18 protein-coding genes are annotated in these 19,327 nt (G+C 49.9%); 2 read left to right on the top strand and 16 right to left on the bottom strand.

Features of this window, described 5'->3' with window-relative positions:
- Positions 1–13 precede the first annotated feature (13 nt).
- The 3 genes from ACFOLF_RS33415 to ACFOLF_RS33405 all read right to left on the bottom strand — a co-directional run bounded on the left by ACFOLF_RS33415 (position 14) and on the right by ACFOLF_RS33405 (position 3,635).
- Positions 14–1,081 (bottom strand): ABC transporter substrate-binding protein, encoded by a 1,068-nt coding sequence (locus tag ACFOLF_RS33415; RefSeq protein ID WP_210043892.1) that lies wholly within the window; start codon positions 1,079–1,081, stop codon positions 14–16.
- A 1,145-nt stretch (positions 1,082–2,226) separates the two neighbouring features.
- Complete coding sequence (locus ACFOLF_RS33410; protein WP_210043893.1) at positions 2,227–3,330, bottom strand: DNA alkylation repair protein; 1,104 nt, start codon at positions 3,328–3,330, stop codon at positions 2,227–2,229.
- Positions 3,331–3,347: 17 nt separating this feature from the next.
- On the bottom strand, positions 3,348–3,635 hold the full coding sequence (locus ACFOLF_RS33405) for a DUF1330 domain-containing protein (RefSeq protein WP_210043894.1): 288 nt from the start codon (positions 3,633–3,635) through the stop codon (positions 3,348–3,350).
- 263 nt (positions 3,636–3,898) lie between these two features.
- On the opposite strand from ACFOLF_RS33405, the gene ACFOLF_RS33400 reads away from it, so the two are divergent.
- Both ACFOLF_RS33400 and ACFOLF_RS33395 read left to right on the top strand, forming a co-directional pair.
- On the top strand, positions 3,899–4,273 hold the full coding sequence (locus ACFOLF_RS33400) for a winged helix-turn-helix transcriptional regulator (protein ID WP_210043895.1): 375 nt from the start codon (positions 3,899–3,901) through the stop codon (positions 4,271–4,273).
- Between the two features lie 274 nt (positions 4,274–4,547).
- Complete coding sequence (locus tag ACFOLF_RS33395) at positions 4,548–5,714, top strand: MFS transporter (RefSeq protein WP_210043896.1); 1,167 nt, start codon at positions 4,548–4,550, stop codon at positions 5,712–5,714.
- 58 nt (positions 5,715–5,772) lie between these two features.
- Here the strand turns inward: ACFOLF_RS33395 and ACFOLF_RS33390 are convergent, their stop codons facing one another.
- The 13 genes from ACFOLF_RS33390 to ACFOLF_RS33330 form a co-directional block, all read right to left on the bottom strand.
- Positions 5,773–6,180 (bottom strand): nuclear transport factor 2 family protein, encoded by a 408-nt coding sequence (locus ACFOLF_RS33390; protein ID WP_210043897.1) that lies wholly within the window; start codon positions 6,178–6,180, stop codon positions 5,773–5,775.
- A 140-nt stretch (positions 6,181–6,320) separates the two neighbouring features.
- Complete coding sequence (locus ACFOLF_RS33385) at positions 6,321–6,728, bottom strand: MerR family transcriptional regulator (protein WP_210043898.1); 408 nt, start codon at positions 6,726–6,728, stop codon at positions 6,321–6,323.
- Between the two features lie 158 nt (positions 6,729–6,886).
- Entirely contained in the window at positions 6,887–7,981 is a 1,095-nt protein-coding gene (locus ACFOLF_RS33380) for an oxidoreductase (RefSeq protein ID WP_210043899.1), read from the bottom strand.
- Positions 7,982–8,085: 104 nt separating this feature from the next.
- Positions 8,086–8,667 carry a TetR/AcrR family transcriptional regulator gene (locus ACFOLF_RS33375; RefSeq protein WP_210043900.1) on the bottom strand — a complete coding sequence of 194 codons (582 nt, stop codon included), beginning with the start codon at positions 8,665–8,667 and terminating at the stop codon, positions 8,086–8,088.
- Between the two features lie 98 nt (positions 8,668–8,765).
- A complete protein-coding gene (locus ACFOLF_RS33370) occupies positions 8,766–8,951 on the bottom strand; it encodes a DUF2524 domain-containing protein (RefSeq protein WP_379112647.1) in 186 nt (61 codons plus the stop codon).
- A gap of 185 nt (positions 8,952–9,136) precedes the next feature.
- A complete protein-coding gene (locus tag ACFOLF_RS33365; RefSeq protein WP_210043901.1) occupies positions 9,137–10,810 on the bottom strand; it encodes a ribonuclease J in 1,674 nt (557 codons plus the stop codon).
- Between the two features lie 162 nt (positions 10,811–10,972).
- Entirely contained in the window at positions 10,973–11,605 is a 633-nt protein-coding gene (locus ACFOLF_RS33360; protein WP_210043902.1) for a spore coat protein, read from the bottom strand.
- Positions 11,606–11,725: 120 nt separating this feature from the next.
- Complete coding sequence (locus tag ACFOLF_RS33355) at positions 11,726–12,424, bottom strand: MgtC/SapB family protein (RefSeq protein WP_210044044.1); 699 nt, start codon at positions 12,422–12,424, stop codon at positions 11,726–11,728.
- Positions 12,425–12,798: 374 nt separating this feature from the next.
- Entirely contained in the window at positions 12,799–14,523 is a 1,725-nt protein-coding gene (gene cysI / locus ACFOLF_RS33350; protein ID WP_210043903.1) for an assimilatory sulfite reductase (NADPH) hemoprotein subunit, read from the bottom strand.
- A gap of 36 nt (positions 14,524–14,559) precedes the next feature.
- A complete protein-coding gene (locus tag ACFOLF_RS33345; RefSeq protein WP_210043904.1) occupies positions 14,560–16,398 on the bottom strand; it encodes an assimilatory sulfite reductase (NADPH) flavoprotein subunit in 1,839 nt (612 codons plus the stop codon).
- A 145-nt stretch (positions 16,399–16,543) separates the two neighbouring features.
- On the bottom strand, positions 16,544–17,290 hold the full coding sequence (locus ACFOLF_RS33340; RefSeq protein ID WP_210043905.1) for an MOSC domain-containing protein: 747 nt from the start codon (positions 17,288–17,290) through the stop codon (positions 16,544–16,546).
- Between the two features lie 41 nt (positions 17,291–17,331).
- A complete protein-coding gene (locus ACFOLF_RS33335; RefSeq protein ID WP_210043906.1) occupies positions 17,332–17,781 on the bottom strand; it encodes a YdeI/OmpD-associated family protein in 450 nt (149 codons plus the stop codon).
- 272 nt (positions 17,782–18,053) lie between these two features.
- Complete coding sequence (locus ACFOLF_RS33330) at positions 18,054–19,253, bottom strand: serine hydrolase domain-containing protein (RefSeq protein WP_210043907.1); 1,200 nt, start codon at positions 19,251–19,253, stop codon at positions 18,054–18,056.
- Positions 19,254–19,327: the final 74 nt, after the last annotated feature.

Raw genomic sequence — 19,327 nt, 5'->3', positions numbered from 1 at the left:
CCGGGTTGCTCCTTTATTTCAGGTATTCGAACTGTCCTTGTTTAACCTGTTTCATCACAATGTGCATATCATTCACATCTCCGCTCGCGTCAAACGATCTGTCACCGGACACGCCCGGCCATGTTTCCTGTTTTCGTAACGCAGCCGCAATATCGGCAGGCTTGCGTGAATCAGCCTCCGTTATGGCAGCGGCCAGAAGATGCAGAGAGTCGTAGGCTTGCGCCGCATATTTATTCGGCTCTGCCCCGAACCTGCTTTTATAGCTTTCAACAAAATCACGAACCTTGGGATCCGTATCATTGGGGTTAAAGATAGATGCTACAACGACCCCTTCTACTGCTTTTTCACCTATTTCAATCAAGCTGTCCGAATCCAGGGCGTCCCCACCCATCACCGGCAGGTTCAATCCTGCTTTGCGAAGCTCCAGAATGATATTTGCTCCATCCGGCATCGCTTCCGCCACAAAGACAGCATCGCATCCCAAGGCGTTCCATTTATTGACCAGCCTGCGGAGATCATCGATGTCCTTATAGTCAGAGACACGATCTATGATTTGAATATCGCTTATTTTGGCACTGTCTTCAAAAGAATTGGCCAAGCCGCGGCCGTACTCGTCATTCGCGTAAAAGACAGCAATGTTCTTATACATTTTGGAGTTGGCGTAATCCGCCATCTCTGCGCCGATTTGTGTATCATTCGGAATCAAGCGGAAAATATGGCTGACCCCGCCCTCCGTCAGCTTCGGTGAAGTCGACGTTGGCGCAAGAAACAATACGCCTGCTTGTTCATAGACCTTGGAAGCCGGCACCGTCACGGCCGAGCTGCGGTCGCCGATAACAGCTGTCACATTCAAATCATTGGAGAAGTTTTGGGCAATGGTCAGACCGTCCGTAACGGAAGATAGATCATCCTTTTGCTCCAGCTTTATTTTTGAGCCTATTACCCCGGTTTGATTGATTTCCTCCAGAGCCAATTCAAGCCCCTCTTTAAATCCATCGTTCCGGTCGGCAAAAGGCCACGCCGCGCCGACTACAATTTCATCCGATGATTTGCCCAGCTTCATTGCTCTTTCTGCGCTCATACTCATGGAACTTCCGCACCCTGTTAACAGCAATAACAGGCATGAAGCCAAGATGATCATTCTCAATCTCATTTGTGTATAGCTCCCGTATCATAGTTTAGTCGTGATATTATGTCAGTTATTGTATAAATATAGACGCTGGTTTCAAAGTAACACGGCATTAAGTCAGGAATGTGTCGAATTTCGAAAATGATGTCGATCAACGGGCAGAAAACCGGGGCCAAGTCCTCTTTCAGCTCATGCAGAGGCAACCGTAGCGGTATTAAGGAACCCGGCTAAATGTCGAATTGCGCTGCACTGGTTAGTTTTTACTATCCCGACAGAGACCAGGATGACAACCAACTTAAGTCTACCAGCGGCCAATAAAAGAATAATGAAAGATTTTAGCAAAAAAAAGCCCAAAACCGCGCAGCATCAAGCCTTTGCGGTTTTGAGAAAGATAAAAATTATTTTTCGCAGAAAATTTTCATGGTAGAAAATAGGAAATAAGGACCAGTTCCTTGGACGGATAATATCCTGTTATAATCCGAGCTTTACCTCGTCTGAACGTGCCCGGCTCTTCTTTTTCCGCCGCCGGACAACGGATTGACAATTCAAATGGCCCAATCTATCCTTTTAAACAGGCAGGTCACGGATTGCTTGCCGGTCATTAGGAGGAATCCTTATGCTGGATAGTCAAATGCTCAAGAATCAAAGTAAATATAGGGCAAGCTTTAACCGGTTAGCGGAGCTTGTATTTGGGATTCATTTTGAGGAATGGTACCAGAGGGGATATTGGGGGGATCGATATATTGCAGCTGGACGGCCCGCCGGCAAAGGATGGATCACTTCTTAAACTGGATTGTTCACGGAAGGAAGATATCGCATTATTAAAACGCTTGCTCTATCATCGACTTTGACCAGCTGCTTTCCCGGATTTCCAATCCGGATACTAGAGAGATCCGCTTTTATTTCGTTCCTGAACAGTTAACCGCGGAAGCGGAATTGATACCGATGGATGAATCGGAAGATGTATTGTTCGTAAAGCCTGTCTCTGCTTTCGGTAATATGAAGGATTTTTGCACGCCCAAAATATCTCATGCCTAAAGATGCTCCGGCAATGCGGCTGCCTGGGTGAAAGGCAGCCTTTGTCTGATCGTCCATAATCAAGCTTCCAGCCTGATTACCGTTGATGCTGTTTCAACCCCATTCAAGGTCAGCGTAATCCGGTGCTCGCCCGGATAATGACGGCGGGTCGTCAGATCCGCCCAGCGGTGCTTCCTGGTACCTGCGAGCCTCGTACCTCCCGGCACCACTTTGTCGGATAGCAGGAATAGCTTGCGGGATGTATGTCCTCCTGCCTTCACGAAGTCGATTCCGTATTCCATACGAATACGCACCGGTTCGCCCGGCCGGATATGAAGCTCGTAGCTCAGCTCGCAGCTTCCGCCGATCGGCAGCACATCCGGCTCCGCCGACAAAGAGGCATAGGTTGTCAGCGCCGACTCTTCTCCCGCTTCCGCATAGCCGAACAGCGCCATGATCTCGGGATCGGCTTTGCGGATCAAATTACGGCAGGCATGCCTGATAATCCAGTCCGTATCCGGATGGACTCCCTGCCAGCGGCGGGCTGTATCCAGCACGATTGATGGGTGATCCTTGGCGATGTCATTCAGATTGTTGGCGACGCTCTTGCGTACATACAGCGAAGGGTCTGCCTTCAGCTGCTCCAGCACGGGGAGCAATGGAGCAGGGTCCTGCTTGAAAAGCGGCAGCGCCTGTCCCCACGGAAGCCTGGGCCGGCAGCCCTCGCTGGCAAGCCGCCGGACATGAGCGTTCGGATGCCTGGACCATTCCTCCATCTGACGCATCATCCGCTCCGGCTCACGCAAAATAAACGACCGAACGGCGAACTCCGCCGAGGACTTCGAAGTAAAGCGCTCCAACGCCTCCATGGACAGACCCCAATGCTCCTCTGACTGGCCGTACACTTCCACGAAATCAGGAAAAAATAAATAGGGGAAACCGACGCAGGCCGCGTCAATCGCATACAAAACGTCGAGCGCGTCCTCGTACCGTGGCGGCAGATATGTTCCGAGCACCGTGGAGATCCGCCTGATCCGCTCCTTCAGCTTTAAATCATACCAGCCGTCCTCCATGACCGCCGCGACGAATGCCTCCGTATTGAAAGCCTTATAAACAGCATGCACTTTCTCGCCGAATTGACGCAGAAATTGTTCATGATACATATCTTTTAATGGTTCTGCCATTCTCTCTCTCCTCCTGGTTATAACCCTTCCACGATGATTCCGCGATAATCGCCGCCTTTAAACCGGTGCTTGCGCGCCTCGCTGTAGGCTGGACTATTGTACCATGCCTTCGCCTCCTCGAAGGATGGGAATTGCAAAATCGCCATCCCTTCCGCAGCCTCTCCCTCAATCACCTCATGTCGTCCATACACAGCCAGCGGCGTGACAGGATGACCGGCCAATCCGGCCGGGGCTTTCCGGGAATAGATTTGCAGCTCCTCAGGATTGCGGGTTTTCTCTCGTATAAAAACGATATATGCAGCCATATTTATTGGTCCCTTCTCTATTTGTTTGCCTGTCTCCTGAATGCGATACTCTGACAGCGTATCATATTAAATATGCCAACTGTCTGTCATATTTATTTAGCGGATCAAACTTTTGAATATCGCAATTCCCTGCATACGCTCATCACAGGACATTCGCGGATTGACATAAGCAAAGAAACAGGACCATAATGTAAGCATAGAATAGGCAGCGGATATCCTTCTGCTGTTATAGCCAAAGTGAATTTATAAGGAGGTTCATTGTAATGGATGAACAAACCGGCACGAACAACAACTGCAAGGAGAGTGCCGGCTCCAGTATTTGCGAAGTCCTGCAGATTTTGGGTGCCAAATGGGCTTTCCTTGTTCTTGAAGAACTGCTGAAAGGACCGCAGCGATTCAACCAGCTTCAGCGTAATGTATCCATCGTCAAGACCCAATCCCTTACGGATACGCTCCGCCACCTGGTGAATAATGGTCTTGTCCTCCGCAAGGTCTTTCCTACTGTGCCTGTCACAGTGGAATATTCTCTGACGGAGAAGGGCAAGGATTTTCAAACCGCATTGCTGGAAATGGACAAATGGGTCCAAAAATGGGGCAATCCGGCATTAGCAGGCCAGACTTCCGTCCAATCCTCATAATCGCATAGCACTAGATCATAACAAGTTTAACCGCCAGGGCTCTTAGCCCTTGGCGGTTATTTGTCTTGGACGCGCAATTTGCAACTTACTATACAATAGGTTAGTTGGTCCAAATAAATGGATTACATCCAAATGATTTGCGTTCTTACTTTATGAAATCAGCTTGATTATAATTCGTTTAAGCCGCTTATCCGGACGCGGCCAAGCGCATATACAATCGCAATGGGCTCCGAACAAGACAGAAGCCCAGGAAAACGGAAAGGAATGGTTGTTTATGAACCGAATTGTCATTTACATTTTAATGATAGCCGTCTTCTTCACGGCTACTTCAGAATTGGTCGTGGCGGGCATTCTGAATGTGCTGGCTGAAGAGATGCATATCTCTGTCGCACTTGCCGGACAGCTCATAACCGCCTATTCGCTCGCATTTGCGATAGGAACTCCGGTTATTGTGTCTCTGACTGCGCGAATGGGCCGAAAAAAATTGCTGCTCATTGCCTTATCCGTCTTTATTATCGGCAATCTCGTCTCGTTCGCAAGCTCCGGCTTCATCCTGCTGATGGCTGCCCGCATGATATTGGGCATGAGCTCCGGCGTATTGATGGTAGCCGCCTTCAGCGCTGCAGCCAAGATGGTGCCTCCCGAGAAAATCGGCAGCGCGATCGGTACCATTATTCTCGGCTTCAGCAGCGCCATGATTCTTGGCGTGCCCGTCGGGATTGCGCTGACCGCTATGTTCAGCTGGCAGACAATCTTTCTCTTCCTCGCCGCCGGCAGCCTCTTCATTCTGATTGGCATGGCCCTCCTGCTGCCGGAGATCGAAGGGGATGCTCCCGTAGCCTTCAAGCAACAGTTCGCGGTGCTTGCGAATCCGGTCATTTTGTCGGCGCTGCTGCTCGTTCTGTTCAGGGAAATCGGCAACTCCGTCATGTTTACGTATGTAACCTCATATCTCGGAACAATCCTGCAGCGCAGCGCATCGGATATCGGATTCATCATGCTCACCTTCGGAATTGCCGGTGCTTTGGGTTCACGGCTGGGCGGCTCCGCTATCGATAAATGGGGAAGCGTAAGGATCATCGTCATCAGCTTGACCGGTCATGTCCTGACGCTGGCTTTACTGCCGCTGGCCGTTCATTCATTTCCTCTTGCCATGATGCTCCTGTCCCTGTGGGTGATGTCCATGTTTATTATGGGCCCTGCTACGCAGACCTACTTCATCGAGAAGGCCCCGCAATCGGCCAATCTCATCATCAGCCTGAACACCTCCGTGACGCAGGTCGGTTTGGCAGCTGGAGCGGGAGTCGGCGGTATGGCCGTCACCTTGAATTCGACCGTCTTGTACAATCCGTGGGTCGCCAGCATTGCGCTGCTTTTGTCCTTCGCCGCAGCCGCCGTTTCTATCCGGAAGAGCAGGAAGCCCCAGGCTGTCGCAGCCTGAGGAGAAAAATGCGATATGCAATATAATATTCCTTGTGTTGATTCATCCCATTCTTATATCATTCAGCGGACAGCATATATTGTGTCGATCCGACATATTCACGGAATGATCGAATCCTTTCATTCTCGAATTCAAAAACAATCGTCAGCTCATTGCTGTAGGGTGCGCCGTTCAACGTTCCTTCCGCGCTGAATACCACGATCCCATGATTGGCATCCTCGAGCTCCAGCAAAGACGTTAACCGGACAGCCAAGGCTTCACGCTCCATGAGTACCAATTCTTCAAATCGTTTCTTGCCGTACTGCATGCCCTTCCATTCGACGAAGGGCATTGGAACGGCGAAGCGCAAATCATCGGAAGCCATCAAAAGGAATTCTGTCAGCGATCCCTCCTCGATTGCATGGCGAAAAGCTTGAAAAGCCCTGCTGCTTCGGGTAACTCCAAATTCTTCCTGTCGGTCAGTCATCGTAAATTCCCGCTTTCTGGTTACCGTTTTTTGTTTCATCAGTGACTGTACCATATGAACTGGACAGCTCATGTCCTGTTTAGAGAAAACAAGAAAAAAACCGGACTCCCTTCATTAAAAGGGAATCCGGTCTTCTGGTTTCAGCTTCTCGGCGGATTCAGCATCAATTCGTTCATGGGACTTGAATCGGGAATTTGGCGGGTGTTGTATATCGACAATTTTTGATTAACCGCTTCAAATGCCCTGTCCAGCTCCAACTGTCTTCGTTGAAGCTCCAGCTTATGATTTTCCAATATCTCTTTTCTTTCCGGTATCGTCTCATCGCCCATAATAGCAAGATCGACAATCCGTTTCAAGGCTGCTACCGTCATCCCCGTCGCACGGAAACATGTCATCAGGTTGATCCAGTCCAGGTCCTTTTGTTCAAACAGCCGGTTCCCGTACTGATCCCTTTGTATAAAAGGAAGCAGCCCTTCTTTCTCATAATAACGGATCGTATGAGGAGGAAGCTCAAGCCGTTCGGAGGCTTCTTTGATTGAAAATGACAACTCTCCACACCTCCCTGATCATCAGATATGATTTCTCGAGCTTTAACTATACACCTTAAAGTGGACTTTAAAGCAAGCATTATTTATCATGCTGCTTTTACGCTTCAGATATACAGGTTCTGGCTTTAATGCTAGAAACCAGGGCGATGCTCCTATTTTCAGTTCAATAGTTCTTTTTCCTTCAGGGTCGGAGTCGGCGTCAGCACATCACCCGTGAAGGGTTCGATTGGCTGCCCGTTTTGCACTTTTTTCGGCCAGTCATGGTTGGACAGCGCCGCTTTGGCAAGCGCAATCAGATCGGAGCCCTTCTCCAGCATCTTCGCTGCATCAGCAGGCTGATCGAGTCCGCCGTTGGCAATGACAGCAGTATTGCCGTATTTCTTCGCCAGCTCGGCAAGCGTAGGACCAGACTCCTCGAAAGCAGGGTCCAATGCGCGGTATTCATACGTATGGATGTAGTCGGCTTTGGCTGCTCCGATGCTTTCAAAAATAACCCTTGCATCCTCTTCCCCATGCTCCCACTTGTAGGTAAAATTATTCACTTTCGCTTGCGAAATGCGGACACCGACAACAAAATCTTCGCCTGTTGCTGCTTTGACAGCTTCTATAGTTTCAATAAGAAACCGGAGGCGATTCTCCAGGGATCCGCCGTATTCGTCCGTCCGCTGATTCGTGTATCCGGTCAAAAACTGGTCCGGCAGAAAGCCGCTCGCAGAGTGAATTTCAACACCGTCGAAGCCGGCTTTCTCCGCATTCGAAGCAGCTTTCGCAAAGTTCCCGATCAGCTCCTTGATTTCTTCAATATCTAAAGCCCTGGCAGTCGGAAATTCGCCTCCCTTGCCATAAAGCGGACTTCTCTCACCCTCCGGCTTCAAAGCGGAAGGAGCAACCGTTTGTCCACTATTAGGATTCACTTGGGACAGCGCACCGGCATGGGCAAGCTGTAAAATGATTTTTCCTCCTTGTGCATGAACCGCTTCCGTAACGCCTTTCCATGCCTGGATATGTGAATCCTTCGTAATACCCGGCTGGTTCAGCAATCCTTGACTGAAGGTATCATCCATGTAGCCGGATTCCGTAATAACAAGTCCAAAATCGCCAGAGGCGAAGCGGGCATAATAACGGGCCATATTTTCCGTCGCCCTGCCGTCGGACTCTGCGGATCCCCTTGTCATGGGCGCAAGAACCACCCTGTTTTTAAGCGTGAGGCGGCCTAGTTGATACGTGGACAAGATTTGGGGGAAAGTAGACATGATGAACAGCTCCTCTTGTATTGTTTTGGTGTTTTTATTGACTGCGAAGTCAATAATTGAATAAAAAATTTTTGACTACGAAGTCAAAAATCAGACAAAAAAAATTAGTTTTTAATCAAATCGAATGCCGTGTTCAGCACCATTTCGATCTGATCTGCAGGCGCGCCTGTTTTCTCTAGTATTCGGATGCCGCGCAAGGTATTGGCCAGGTAGGCCGCTAATTCCTGACTTGTGAACCGGTTTGTGATTTCTCCTCCAGCTTGTCCGTTTCGAATGACCTCCTCAAGAACAAGCCGTACTTCACTAAACATAAGTTCGAACTCATTCGCAACTTCCCGATCATCCATGCCAAACTCCATCGCAGAGTTAACCATGAGACAGCCTCTATGAGCCTCCTCGCTTGAGGAACAAAGCGATGCTGATTGCAGAGCGTCCAGAATACGGGTTGGCGAACCGCCTTGGTCGATCATTTCTCTAAGCTGTGAGAGGCTTTGGGTCCGATAAAGAGCGAGTGCCTTTAAAAAAAGCGAGCGTTTGTCCTCAAATACGCCATAAAGACTCTGTTTCTTCACATTGGTTTTGTTCGTCAGATCCTCGAAAGAGGTCGCTTTATAGCCTTTGGTCCAAAAAACCTCCATCGACTGACTCAAAACCTTATCCACGTCAAATTCTCTTGGTCTGCTCATGATGTAATCCTATCATATTCTTGACTATGTAGTCAATATCTAAAGTTCAGCATATAAAAAGCCGACCCAAAGGCCGGCTTACAATTATTTCAGTTCAATTAACGAATATCGCATTTGTTATGGATAAAATGTATTTGGTTTTGAAGCCGGTTTAACGTTTCCTTTTCCTCGGTTGAGTGTTCGCTGCTGCTCTTGGACATCAATTGCTCCAATTCCTGCTTTAATTGATGCAGATCCTCGCCTGCATTCGAGCAATCATAATTGCTTTCCAGCTGATTAAGCAAATGGAATCCCTCTTTTCCCGGTCTATTTGTCTCCGCCTTTTTTGTCTTTGTTGCCCTTTTTATCAGATGTGCGGGTGGTTGTATTTTGTGCAGCATGCCCTTGTTGTTTAGCCATTACAGATCCCTCCCTTCATATCTGCCCCGGTTATTTTCCGAAGATTAAGTTCTTTTTATTCACCTGAGCTTTAGACCTCAATAATAACCGGGAGGATCATGGGTCTTCTCCTAGTTTGGGCAAATATAAACCTTCCCATGGAATCACGCAAAGTTTGTTTCATAATGCTCCACCTGCTTATATTTTCTTCCTTGAGCTTATCAATGGTCGTTAGTACGAGCTGGTTAATGTCCTGCATCAGCTTCTCGGAATCCCGAACGTAAACAAATCCCCTGCTTATGATATCCGGACCAGAGAGAATATGCCCTTCTGTTTTACTGAGCGTTATCACGATGACAAGAATGCCATCGGCGGAGAGCTGCTTTCTGTCCCGCAGTACAATATTTCCGATGTCGCCAATTCCTAATCCGTCAACAAGAAGATTCCCGGCTGGTATTTTTCCGGTTTTATGTGCCGCATTCCCCCGAAATTCAACAAGATCCCCATTGTTAATAATAAAGATGTTCTCGCGGTCAACACCTACAGATTCGGCAAGAAGCCGGTGCTGATACAACATCCGGAATTCACCGTGAACCGGGATAAAATATTTGGGCTTCATTAATGTCAGCATTAGCTTCAACTCTTCCTGGCTGCCGTGCCCGGATACATGCATGCCTGTCGCACTCCCTGAGCCATAGATGACATTCGCCCCAAGCAAGTATAGATTATCAATAATACGTGCGACATTACGTTCATTGCCTGGAATTGCCGTTGCCGCAATAATGACCGTATCTCCGGGCATGACCTCGATTTCCCGATGGGTCGAACTGGCTAAGCGTGAAAGAACAGCCATCGGTTCGCCTTGGCTGCCCGTACACAGAACGGCAATATTCCCGGGCGGGAAGCGGTCTGTATCCGCTGCCTCTATCAATAAACCTTCCGGAATATTCAAGTACCCCAGTTCATTCGCCACCGTCGTCACATTCGCCATACTGCGGCCCAGCAGGACAAGCTTCCGGCCTGTATTAATGCAAGCTTCAATAATTTGCTGGACGCGATGGACATTGGAGGCAAAGGTGGATATAAATACCTTTTGCTCGGCTTTACTGAAGGCTTCTGTAATATGTTCCCCAACCAGACGCTCAGATGGAGTGAATCCGGGGCGCTCGGCATTCGTGCTTTCCGACAATAACACCAACACGCCATTATTGCCGATTTCCGCCATCCGATGAAGATCAGGATATTGTTTATTCACAGGAGACATATCGAATTTGAAATCGCCGGTGTGCACCATCGTTCCTTCAGGTGTATGAAAAGCAATACCCAGGCAATCGGGTATGCTGTGATTGGTGCTGAAGAAGGAAGCCTGGATGCTTCCCAAATCCAGTCTGGATTGCGCGTCAATGATGTTGAGACGGGCTTCATTCAGAATCCCATGTTCCTTTAGTTTCACTTCGATAAGGCCAATGGTCAGCTTCGTAGCGTAAACCGGAATATTAAGCTGCTTCAGCAAATAAGGAATTCCGCCAATATGATCCTCATGCCCGTGTGTTACGACTAATGCCCGTACCTTATCCTTGTTTGCGAGCAAATACGTTACATCCGGTACGATCAGGTCAATGCCCAAGAAGCTCTCATCCGGAAATTTGGAGCCGCAATCGATGGCAATAATATCATCATCATATTGCAGCATGTACATATTTTTACCGATTTCGTTGACACCGCCTAATGCGGCTATAGTTAATTTATTAATGCTACTATTCATGGTTGAACCTCCCTCACATTGCTGTCATTTATTATGGTTCGGGGCAGATGCAACTATCCGCTGCCCGGTTATAATTCCTCCAAATGGATTTTACTAAATAAAAAAACGCCCGGTATGCATTTGCATATCCGAGCGCTCTTGGAAGCTTTTTTTGAATCAGGGTTAGTGCAATGCCGCTTTGTTAGGTTCCGGCATTTGCGGCGTTCCGGCTGCCGGTGCGTACATATTCAGCATCTTTTGCATATCGGCAGTATCAAACTGCGGCACTTGGTAGTAGCCATGTTTGTTTTGATACATGAAAATCTCGTAAGACATTTCGATGAACTGCTGTATTTGAGATGCCAGCACGCGGCGAACGACAGGATTTGTAACTTCTGCCGCTGACATGGTCAATAATGAAGCATGGGATTTAACCAACCCCTGCATATAATCGCATATGCCTGCATCCTTTACGTCAGCGAGGGATTGATTCGGTTTTGTCGGCTGGGTCTGTTTGATGCCGTATACCGGCTGTGTTACTTGTTTAATCATATAAGTAGCTGTTTTCTGGTTTGGCTCCTGCCCGGTCTTAAAGCATTCAGCCGTCAGATTGTATTGGGAGAGCATGAAATTATACTGCCGGTCCAGAATGTCCAAAAGCTCCTGATCCTGAACGAATTGCCTGAAAATCATGAATTGATCCAACGTATTGACGGCACAGGACAACACCTGATGCACATCAAGCAGTTCATGACCTCCATGATTCATGTTCAATCCGTTCTGCGAACGATTATTTGATGGTATTTGCTGCTGCATCGTCATATTCTCCTTTGTTGTAAAAACATTTTGGGCAACCTACTTTAATATGCAGGGTTGAGGGAGAATTTATGCAATCTGATGCAGCTTGCAAAGCAAAGCGCCGGCTTATGACTCAGGTTATAACTCCTCGATTTCAACGGTGATGACGTTATCCGTCAGCTTCACCAGATTGTATACATCGGTAACATAATGTTTATGGGTTGCGGATAGAATCAAACCGATTTGCCGGTTGCCGGATTCCAGATCCTTGAGTTTAATCTCACGGATATCCACGCCTTTTTTCCCTGTCAGCTCACGTTCGCTTTCGAGATTTTTAATGATTTGCGTCAAATCGCAGGTCGGATTCACGATAAGCTTGACGGAAATATCCTTTTGACTTAATTTTTCAGGTCCGATGCGCCGGATCAGGAAGGGCAACACGTTAACCGCAAGGATAATAATCAGAACAGAATAGGAAGCCTCCCAATAAAATCCTGCCCCAACCGCTATCCCGATTCCGGATGCCGCCCAAATCATCGCCGCGGAGGTCAATCCCGAGATTACATCATTGTTTCTTCTCAGAATAACGCCTGCGCCGAGGAAACCGACCCCGCTGACAATTTGAGCCGCTAACCGCATGGGATCACGATTTGTCGTGAGGAGATCACCGAACTTTTCGATCGACTCAATGGAGATCACCGTAACCAGGCAGCTGGCCACTGATATGACCATACAGGTTTTCAAGCCAAGGGGCTTATGCTTTAACTGACGGTCAATGCCAATCAGCAATCCCAGAAATAAGGCAAAGGTTACTTTCAGAAAGAAATCTAAAGGAATAGTAACAGCAATCCCTCCTTTACAAATATTTCGGATAAAAGAAAATGACAGAGGGACTTTCCTGGCAACATAATGTGCGATTGCGGCATCAACGTCCGACCTAACCGCAATACTTCACTGGATGAGTCGTTCATTCCATGCAGGGCGTCCACTATATTTCCATTTTTTGTATATTATTTTCCTTGAACTGCGGCTATAGTAGATTGTATGCGGAGGCAGTCCTTTAATTTCCACTAGCCTGATGTTTCCCATCAATCTCCTCACCGGCACGAATCCATAGACAGCTGACTGTATGCAAATAGAAACAGCAGAATGACCGCCCTTTCAAGCGGTCGTTCTGCTGCCTTGATACCTATTTTACGGCGCAGGCACCTTTACGAGTGAAAATCCTGTCCGTCCAGAACCTCTTTCACAAAGCCGGCGCGAATGACAAAATCACCGAAGTGCTCGCCTCTTTGCCTTTCCTTTGCATACTGCGTCACAATCGGCTGGAGAGTACCGAGAATCTCATCTTCCCCGATGTTTTCCTTGTACAGCTTGTTCAGACGATTGCCTGTAAAGCCGCCCCCCAAATACATATTGTATTTGCCCGGTGCTTTGCCGATGAACGCGATTTCCGCAAGCATTGGTCTTGCGCATCCATTCGGGCAGCCGGTCATACGGATGACGATTTCTTCGTCGCGCAGTCCAGCTTCCTCAAGCATCGGCTCCATTTTATCAATCAGCGAAGGGAGATATCGCTCCGATTCGGCCATTGCCAGTCCGCAGGTTGGCAGCGCCACGCAGGCCATGGAGCTTCTGCGCAGAGCCGAATGATGGGCTCCATCGGTAAGTCCGTACTCCTTGATCAAACCTTCGATTTTTTTCTTCTTATGGCTGGTTACATTGCCGATGATCAGATTCTGGTTCGGCGTAAGCCGGTAGTCGCCTGTATGAACCTTGGCGATTTCCCTTAAACCTGTCATCAGAGGATAGCCAGCTTCGTCTTTGACGCGGCCGTTCTGGACAAACAGGGTAAAATGCCATTTTCCGTTATTTCCCTTTACCCAGCCATAGCGGTCGCCATTGCTGTCAAAATGGTAAGGACGCGCTTCCTCAAGCTTCCAGCCCATACGGTCGCTTAATTCATTAATAAACCATTCGATCCCGCGGTCATCGATCGTATATTTGAAACGGGCATGCTTCCGGACCGCACGATCTCCGTAATCCCGTTGAATCATTACCGTTTTCTCGGCTACATCGATGATTTGCTCCGGTGTACAGAACCCGATCACTTTGGAAACCTGCGGATACGTTTTGGAATCGCCATGCGTCATTCCCATTCCGCCGCCTACCGACACATTGAAGCCCTTCAGCTTTCCATCTTCAATAATAGCGATAAAGCCCAAATCCTGGGAAAACACATCAACGTCATTGGATGGAGGAACAGCCATACCAATTTTAAACTTGCGCGGCAGGTAAACCGGTCCGTAGATCGGTTCTACTTCTTCCCCGTCATTTTGGCTGTCCAGTATTTTCTCGCCATCAAGCCAAATTTCATGATAGGCTCTTGTCTTCGGATCAAGGTGATTGCTGACTCTGCTGGCCCACTCGTACACCTCGGAATGAATCTCCGATTGGTACGGGTTCGGATTGCACATCACGTTGCGGTTGACGTCGCCGCACGCGGCAAGCGTCGTTAGCAGCGCATCATTCACTTCCCGGATGGTCTGCTTCATATTCCACTTGATTACCCCGTGGAGCTGAAAGGACTGGCGCGTCGTCAGCCGGATCGTTCCATTGGCATTCTTCGTTGCGATGCGGTCCATCATCAGCCATTGCTCCGGCGTGACGACACCTCCAGCCGCGCGTACGCGCAGCATGAACTGATAGGCAGGCTCCAGCTTTTGTTTCTGCCGCTCATTGCGCAGATCCCGGTCATCCTGCATGTAGCTGCCATGGAATTTCATCAATCGGTTATCGTCTTCGGGAATGGAACCCGTAATGACATTTTCCAAAGTCTCTTCAAGGCTTCCCCGCAAATAATTGCTCCGGCGTTTGATGTCCTCAACATCGCTGTGCGGCGCATTCTGCGGGTGAAGAAGTTGATTTTGTGCCATACTTGCTATCTCCTCTCGCAATCTTCGGGGCGCATCCTAGTAAACATCCCGCTGATAACGTTTCTGCTGCTGCAATTGAATTAAATAATCGGAAGCTTCCTCAGGGCTCATGCCGCCCTCCTGCTCAAGAATAGTCGCCAGAGCTGCATGAACGTCATGGGCCATTTTCTTCTCGTCGCCGCAGACGTATACGCAAGCTCCCTTCTGGAGCCACTCATAGAATTCGCGGCTCTTCTCAAGCATCCGGTGCTGGACATATACTTTCTTGTCCGTATCCCGCGAGAACGCGACATCCAGCCGTGTCAGCACGCCGTCCTTGAGCCAGCGCTGCCATTCAATCTGATACAGGAAATCTGTGGAGAAATGCTGATCGCCATAGAACAACCAGGATTCCCCTTCAGCGCCCGTCTCTTCCCGTTCGCCCAGGAAGGCTCTGAACGGAGCGACGCCCGTACCCGGTCCAATCATAATGATTGGAGCAGCCGGATTCTCGGGAAGCTTGAAGTTCGAATTATGCTGAATGTAGACCGGAAGCGTATCGCCGGGCTGTACACGCTCCGCAAGCTGAACGGAGCAGACGCCGTAGCGGTCGCGGCCCTGTGCCTCGTAACGGACCGTCCGGACGGTAACATGCACTTCATCCGGGAAAGCTTTCGGACTGCTGGCAATCGAGTACAAGCGGCCGGGAATCTTCCGCAAATGGGATACGAACTCGCCCGCAGGCACACCCGCAAGGGAATAATCCTGCACCAGATCCAATAGATCCTTGTCGTTCAGATAAGCCCGAAGCTCCTGCTCGCGTCCCGCAGCCAGAAGCTCTCTCATCACGCTGCCTGAAGGCAGATTAGCCAGCTGCTCGAACAGCGGCTTCGTCAGAACGGTTATTTCAAAATGCCGGAGCAGTGCTTCACGCAATGACCGTGTCTCGCCGCTCTTGTTGATTGCCACGGATTCATCCGCATTCCAGCCCATGAATCCGATCAACTCGTCCACAAGGCGGGGATGGTTCTCCGGATAGATGCCCAGGCTGTCGCCCGGTTCATACTGCAGATTTGATCCCTCAAGGGAGATCTCGAGATGGCGTGTTTCACGATCCGATCCGCGCCCGTTCAAATTCAGATTCTCAAGAACCTCGGCCTGGAATGGATTCGTCCTGGAGTATTCGGATTCCGATTCGGTAACGCTCACAACCGCCGCAGCTCCATTAGCTGCAGATGCAGGTGCTGCAGAAGCCGTGCTCAGGGATCCCAGAACATTACTGATCCATTCCGCAGCAGGCTCGTCAAAATCCACATCGCAGTCGACACGGGGGATAATTCGCTTGCCGCCCAGCTCTTCCAGACGCGCATCGAGATCCTTTCCTGTTTGACAGAAAAACTCATAGGAGGTATCTCCCAAAGCAAGCACGGAGAAACGCAGATCCTCCAGCTGCGGCGCTCTCTTGCTGTGAAGGAATTCATAGAAAGAAATTGCGTTATCCGGCGGATCTCCTTCCCCATGGGTACTCACCAACAGAAGCAGGTCCTGGACCTTCTTCAGGTTATTCGGCTTGAAATCCGCCATGGAGGAGAGTGAGACCGTGAGGCCCTGCTCTTCCAGCTTCTTGGACAATTTCTTGGCAAGTCCATTGCAGTTCCCGGTTTGAGACCCGAAAAGCACGGTTACCTCCCTGGCGGCGACCGGCTCTGCAATCGCTGCCAAAGCTGCTGTCGGCACTGCTGCCGGCGCCGCAACTGCTGCTGCTGCTGTCTGAGAAGAAGCCGCCAGATAACCGCTCAGCCAGATCCGTTGTGATTCTGTCAGCGAAGGCAGCAATCGATTGAGCAGCTCTGCCTGTTCCTCATTAAAAGGACTGTTAAATACTTGAAATTCCACCCATTTCCACCCCGTTAGCATGCAATGATATTCTTATTATCGTATCTGAAGCAATTTTCGCTCTCTTGAACTTATCAGAGCGGGAAGACGGGGTCAACAAGAATGATCTTATAACTTCTATCAGCTATCCTGATAAAGCATGAATTTATGACAATTTCACCCTGAAATGTACACCGTTATCGCCTCTGCTTGCCCCGCCAGTCTGAACGACCGACGCGTACACGCCGAATTTCAGGTTCATCTCTTCTTTCACTGTCTTTAGAATCCGGACTTCCCGTTCGTAAGTGTCGGGATCAATGGTGATCACGGAACAACGCTCGCATTCTTGAGCGACCTCCAGAACGGCGCTCCCCACTGACAAACGTTTGCCTATCAAGGATGCATCATCCCGGCAGTCATCATCATTCAAGGAGATCATCAGATTGGCTCTGAACCGCCGCGGATCCAGCTCCTTGCCCAGCAGCTTCCCCAGCTTACGCAGAGTGCGGTCCGTGATGATTAAAATTCCGCCCGTGTCCACTGCCAGCAGTTCCCGGCTGTCCGGTTCATGACGAATCATGGATAATCCGGGTCTGGAGGCGCTTTGGATCTCTTGCAGCAATTGCCCATCCCAGCTGAATTCACGGCCGTCAGGCGAGGTTATCCGCAATGGAGGAAATTCGTCCTGCGCGGTGCTTGCTGTAAAGCTTGCTTTGTATCCCAACAAAACGGGGAGCTGCCGTGCAGTGAAATACCTGTCCCAGCCTTCCTTGGAATCATCAATAAAAGCATGGCTCCGGTCGCCATATAATCCGTAAGCTGCAATATGCGTGTGATTCAGATGCTCACCGGCCATCGATTTTACCGGATATCTTGTGATCTGTGCGACATGCCCGATAGTCTGCCGGTTCATTTTCTCGCCTCTCTCTGCTCGCGCGATCGTATATGCAAATCTCAGGAAACAATTATTTTCTCAACAATGCCGGCGATCCGCCGTTCACGGGTTTCCTGCGTTTTGGCATCCTCCACCTGCCTGACAAATTCTTTGCGTTTCGAGTACGACAAAGCATTGAAGACCTCCACCGCACCGGTCTGGGCTGACAGCGCCGCTGTGAGATCATGCGGAACCTCGACGGTCCGAGGCTCCAAATCAAGCTCAAGCGTCACTTCTACCCTGTCGCCGGCAGCTACTCCCGCCGCTTCCCTGTGAACCACGTTCAAGGGGAGAAAGAACTCACTGCCGTAAACCGCGACAGTACTGCGATAGGTATAGCCATTCAAACTGACTGTAACACTCGGTTTCATCTTCTTGCCAAGCGCAGCTACTGCTTCCGCAGGCACCTGAATTCCGGTAGCGTTCTTCCCTTCCGCTTTCATTATAATGGTGTTAAACGTTACAGCCATTCTGGATTGCCCCCTCATTCTGGTCATCGTTTGAAAGGTTGAACACGGAACAAAGCTAAAATCCAAAACCCTATTTTGTCATTATTCGTGAATAATGGCGATTATCCTGTCCAGCGATATCGTATTGTAAAATTATTTGCCGCGAGGGCAGAGTTCGATTCTTCCCTCAATCCATAAGTTAAAAGGGAATATCCCAAAAGCCATATCTACAGCTTTCGGGATATCCCCTTGTTTGGCGAAGCATTTGAAAAGGCATGCCGTTTGAAACCGTCTCAATCGTCAATGGCCTGGTATGCCGAGGTCCAGAAATCGAGGAGTGCATTGGGGGGACCCGGATTATCCATCAAACGCTGGGTCAACAAGAGCCCTATCAGGTCTTCCTTGGGATCCGAATATGCGGATGTGCCCGTGCTGCCATCCCAGCCGAATCTCCCGGGGACCCCGGCCAGATCATTGCGCCGGACAGAGACGCCGACACCAAAACCCCAACCGCTGCTGCCGCCCAAAAAAACATGGGCCTCCGCCTTCTGCTCCGGCGTCAGATGATCCATGGTCATCAGTTCGACCGATGGGCGTGACAGGATGCGCATACGTCCGCTGCTCCCCTTGTTCAGCATCATCCGGCAGAAGGCCAGATAATCGTCAGCGGTTGAGACAAGCCCGCCACCGCCGGATGGAAAGACGGACGGCGACCTCCATAGACTGCTTTGCGGTTCGTCATGGACCATCAGCCCTCCCGTTTCACGATTGGTCATGTAGCTTGGGGGCAGCCTGTCCAGCTCGCTATCCGGCACATGAAATCCGGTATCCTTCATTCCAAGCGGCTCGAAGATGCGTTCGCGGGTGAAATCTTCCAGCGTCCGGCCAGCTGCCCGTGATATCAGGACGCCCAGGACATCGGATCCGGTGTGATACATCCAGGCTTCTCCCGGCTGGTGGATCAGCGGCAGGCTGCCAAGACGCTTCATCCACTCATCCGGAGCGATGGATATCGGATTGGGCCCCGGAGCAAGTCCCGCTTCCGCAATCGCCTTCTGGATCGGGTACCTGCCGGGGGGAGCCATAACAGCTCCTATTCCCAATCTGAGGGTCAGCAGATCACGCAGGGTGATGGGCCTGCTCGCGGGAACAGTATCGTCAACCGGCCCGTCCAGCAGCCTGAGAACCCTGCGGTCAGCCAGTTCAGGCAGAAATTCATTAACCGCGTCGTCCAGCCTGAGCTTGCATTCCTCGACCAGAATCATGGCTGCTGCAGCTGTGAGCGGTTTCGTCAACGAGGCGATGCGAAAGATCGTGTCGCGGCGCATCGGATCGCTGCCCCCGATCCCCTTCATTCCGATTGCTTCGACACGAAGCTCTCCCCGCCGGCTGACAAGCGTAACCATACCGGGAAGTTCGCCCCGTTCCACATAGCCGGTCATGACGCCGCGCATGCGGCCGAGCCGCTCTTTCGATAATCCGCCATTGCTCATCGTTTGCTGCCCCCAATCTTTTACTGATATTTCCTGCTGTTCATTTTATCATAATGGCGAAGCACCCATTTCTC

It is taken from the genome of Paenibacillus sepulcri, assembly GCF_042647105.1.
GTDB classification, from domain to species: domain Bacteria; phylum Bacillota; class Bacilli; order Paenibacillales; family Paenibacillaceae; genus Paenibacillus_Z; species Paenibacillus_Z sepulcri.
This window is presented reverse-complemented; position numbering and strand designations above follow the sequence as displayed.

Bases quoted from the DNA above. Each gene is read 5' to 3' on its own strand.
- ACFOLF_RS33415 (WP_210043892.1), bottom strand. From the start codon at position 1,081: ATGAGCGCAGAAAGAGCAATGAAGCTGGGCAAATCATCGGATGAAATT.
- ACFOLF_RS33410 (WP_210043893.1), bottom strand. From the start codon at position 3,330: ATGGCAGAACCATTAAAAGATATGTATCATGAACAATTTCTGCGTCAA.
- ACFOLF_RS33405 (WP_210043894.1), bottom strand. From the start codon at position 3,635: ATGGCTGCATATATCGTTTTTATACGAGAGAAAACCCGCAATCCTGAG.
- ACFOLF_RS33400 (WP_210043895.1), top strand. From the start codon at position 3,899: ATGGATGAACAAACCGGCACGAACAACAACTGCAAGGAGAGTGCCGGC.
- ACFOLF_RS33395 (WP_210043896.1), top strand. From the start codon at position 4,548: ATGAACCGAATTGTCATTTACATTTTAATGATAGCCGTCTTCTTCACG.
- ACFOLF_RS33390 (WP_210043897.1), bottom strand. From the start codon at position 6,180: ATGACTGACCGACAGGAAGAATTTGGAGTTACCCGAAGCAGCAGGGCT.
- ACFOLF_RS33380 (WP_210043899.1), bottom strand. From the start codon at position 7,981: ATGTCTACTTTCCCCCAAATCTTGTCCACGTATCAACTAGGCCGCCTC.
- ACFOLF_RS33375 (WP_210043900.1), bottom strand. From the start codon at position 8,667: ATGAGCAGACCAAGAGAATTTGACGTGGATAAGGTTTTGAGTCAGTCG.
- ACFOLF_RS33365 (WP_210043901.1), bottom strand. From the start codon at position 10,810: ATGAATAGTAGCATTAATAAATTAACTATAGCCGCATTAGGCGGTGTC.
- ACFOLF_RS33360 (WP_210043902.1), bottom strand. From the start codon at position 11,605: ATGCAGCAGCAAATACCATCAAATAATCGTTCGCAGAACGGATTGAAC.
- cysI (WP_210043903.1), bottom strand. From the start codon at position 14,523: ATGGCACAAAATCAACTTCTTCACCCGCAGAATGCGCCGCACAGCGAT.
- ACFOLF_RS33340 (WP_210043905.1), bottom strand. From the start codon at position 17,290: ATGAACCGGCAGACTATCGGGCATGTCGCACAGATCACAAGATATCCG.
- ACFOLF_RS33335 (WP_210043906.1), bottom strand. From the start codon at position 17,781: ATGGCTGTAACGTTTAACACCATTATAATGAAAGCGGAAGGGAAGAAC.
- ACFOLF_RS33330 (WP_210043907.1), bottom strand. From the start codon at position 19,253: ATGAGCAATGGCGGATTATCGAAAGAGCGGCTCGGCCGCATGCGCGGC.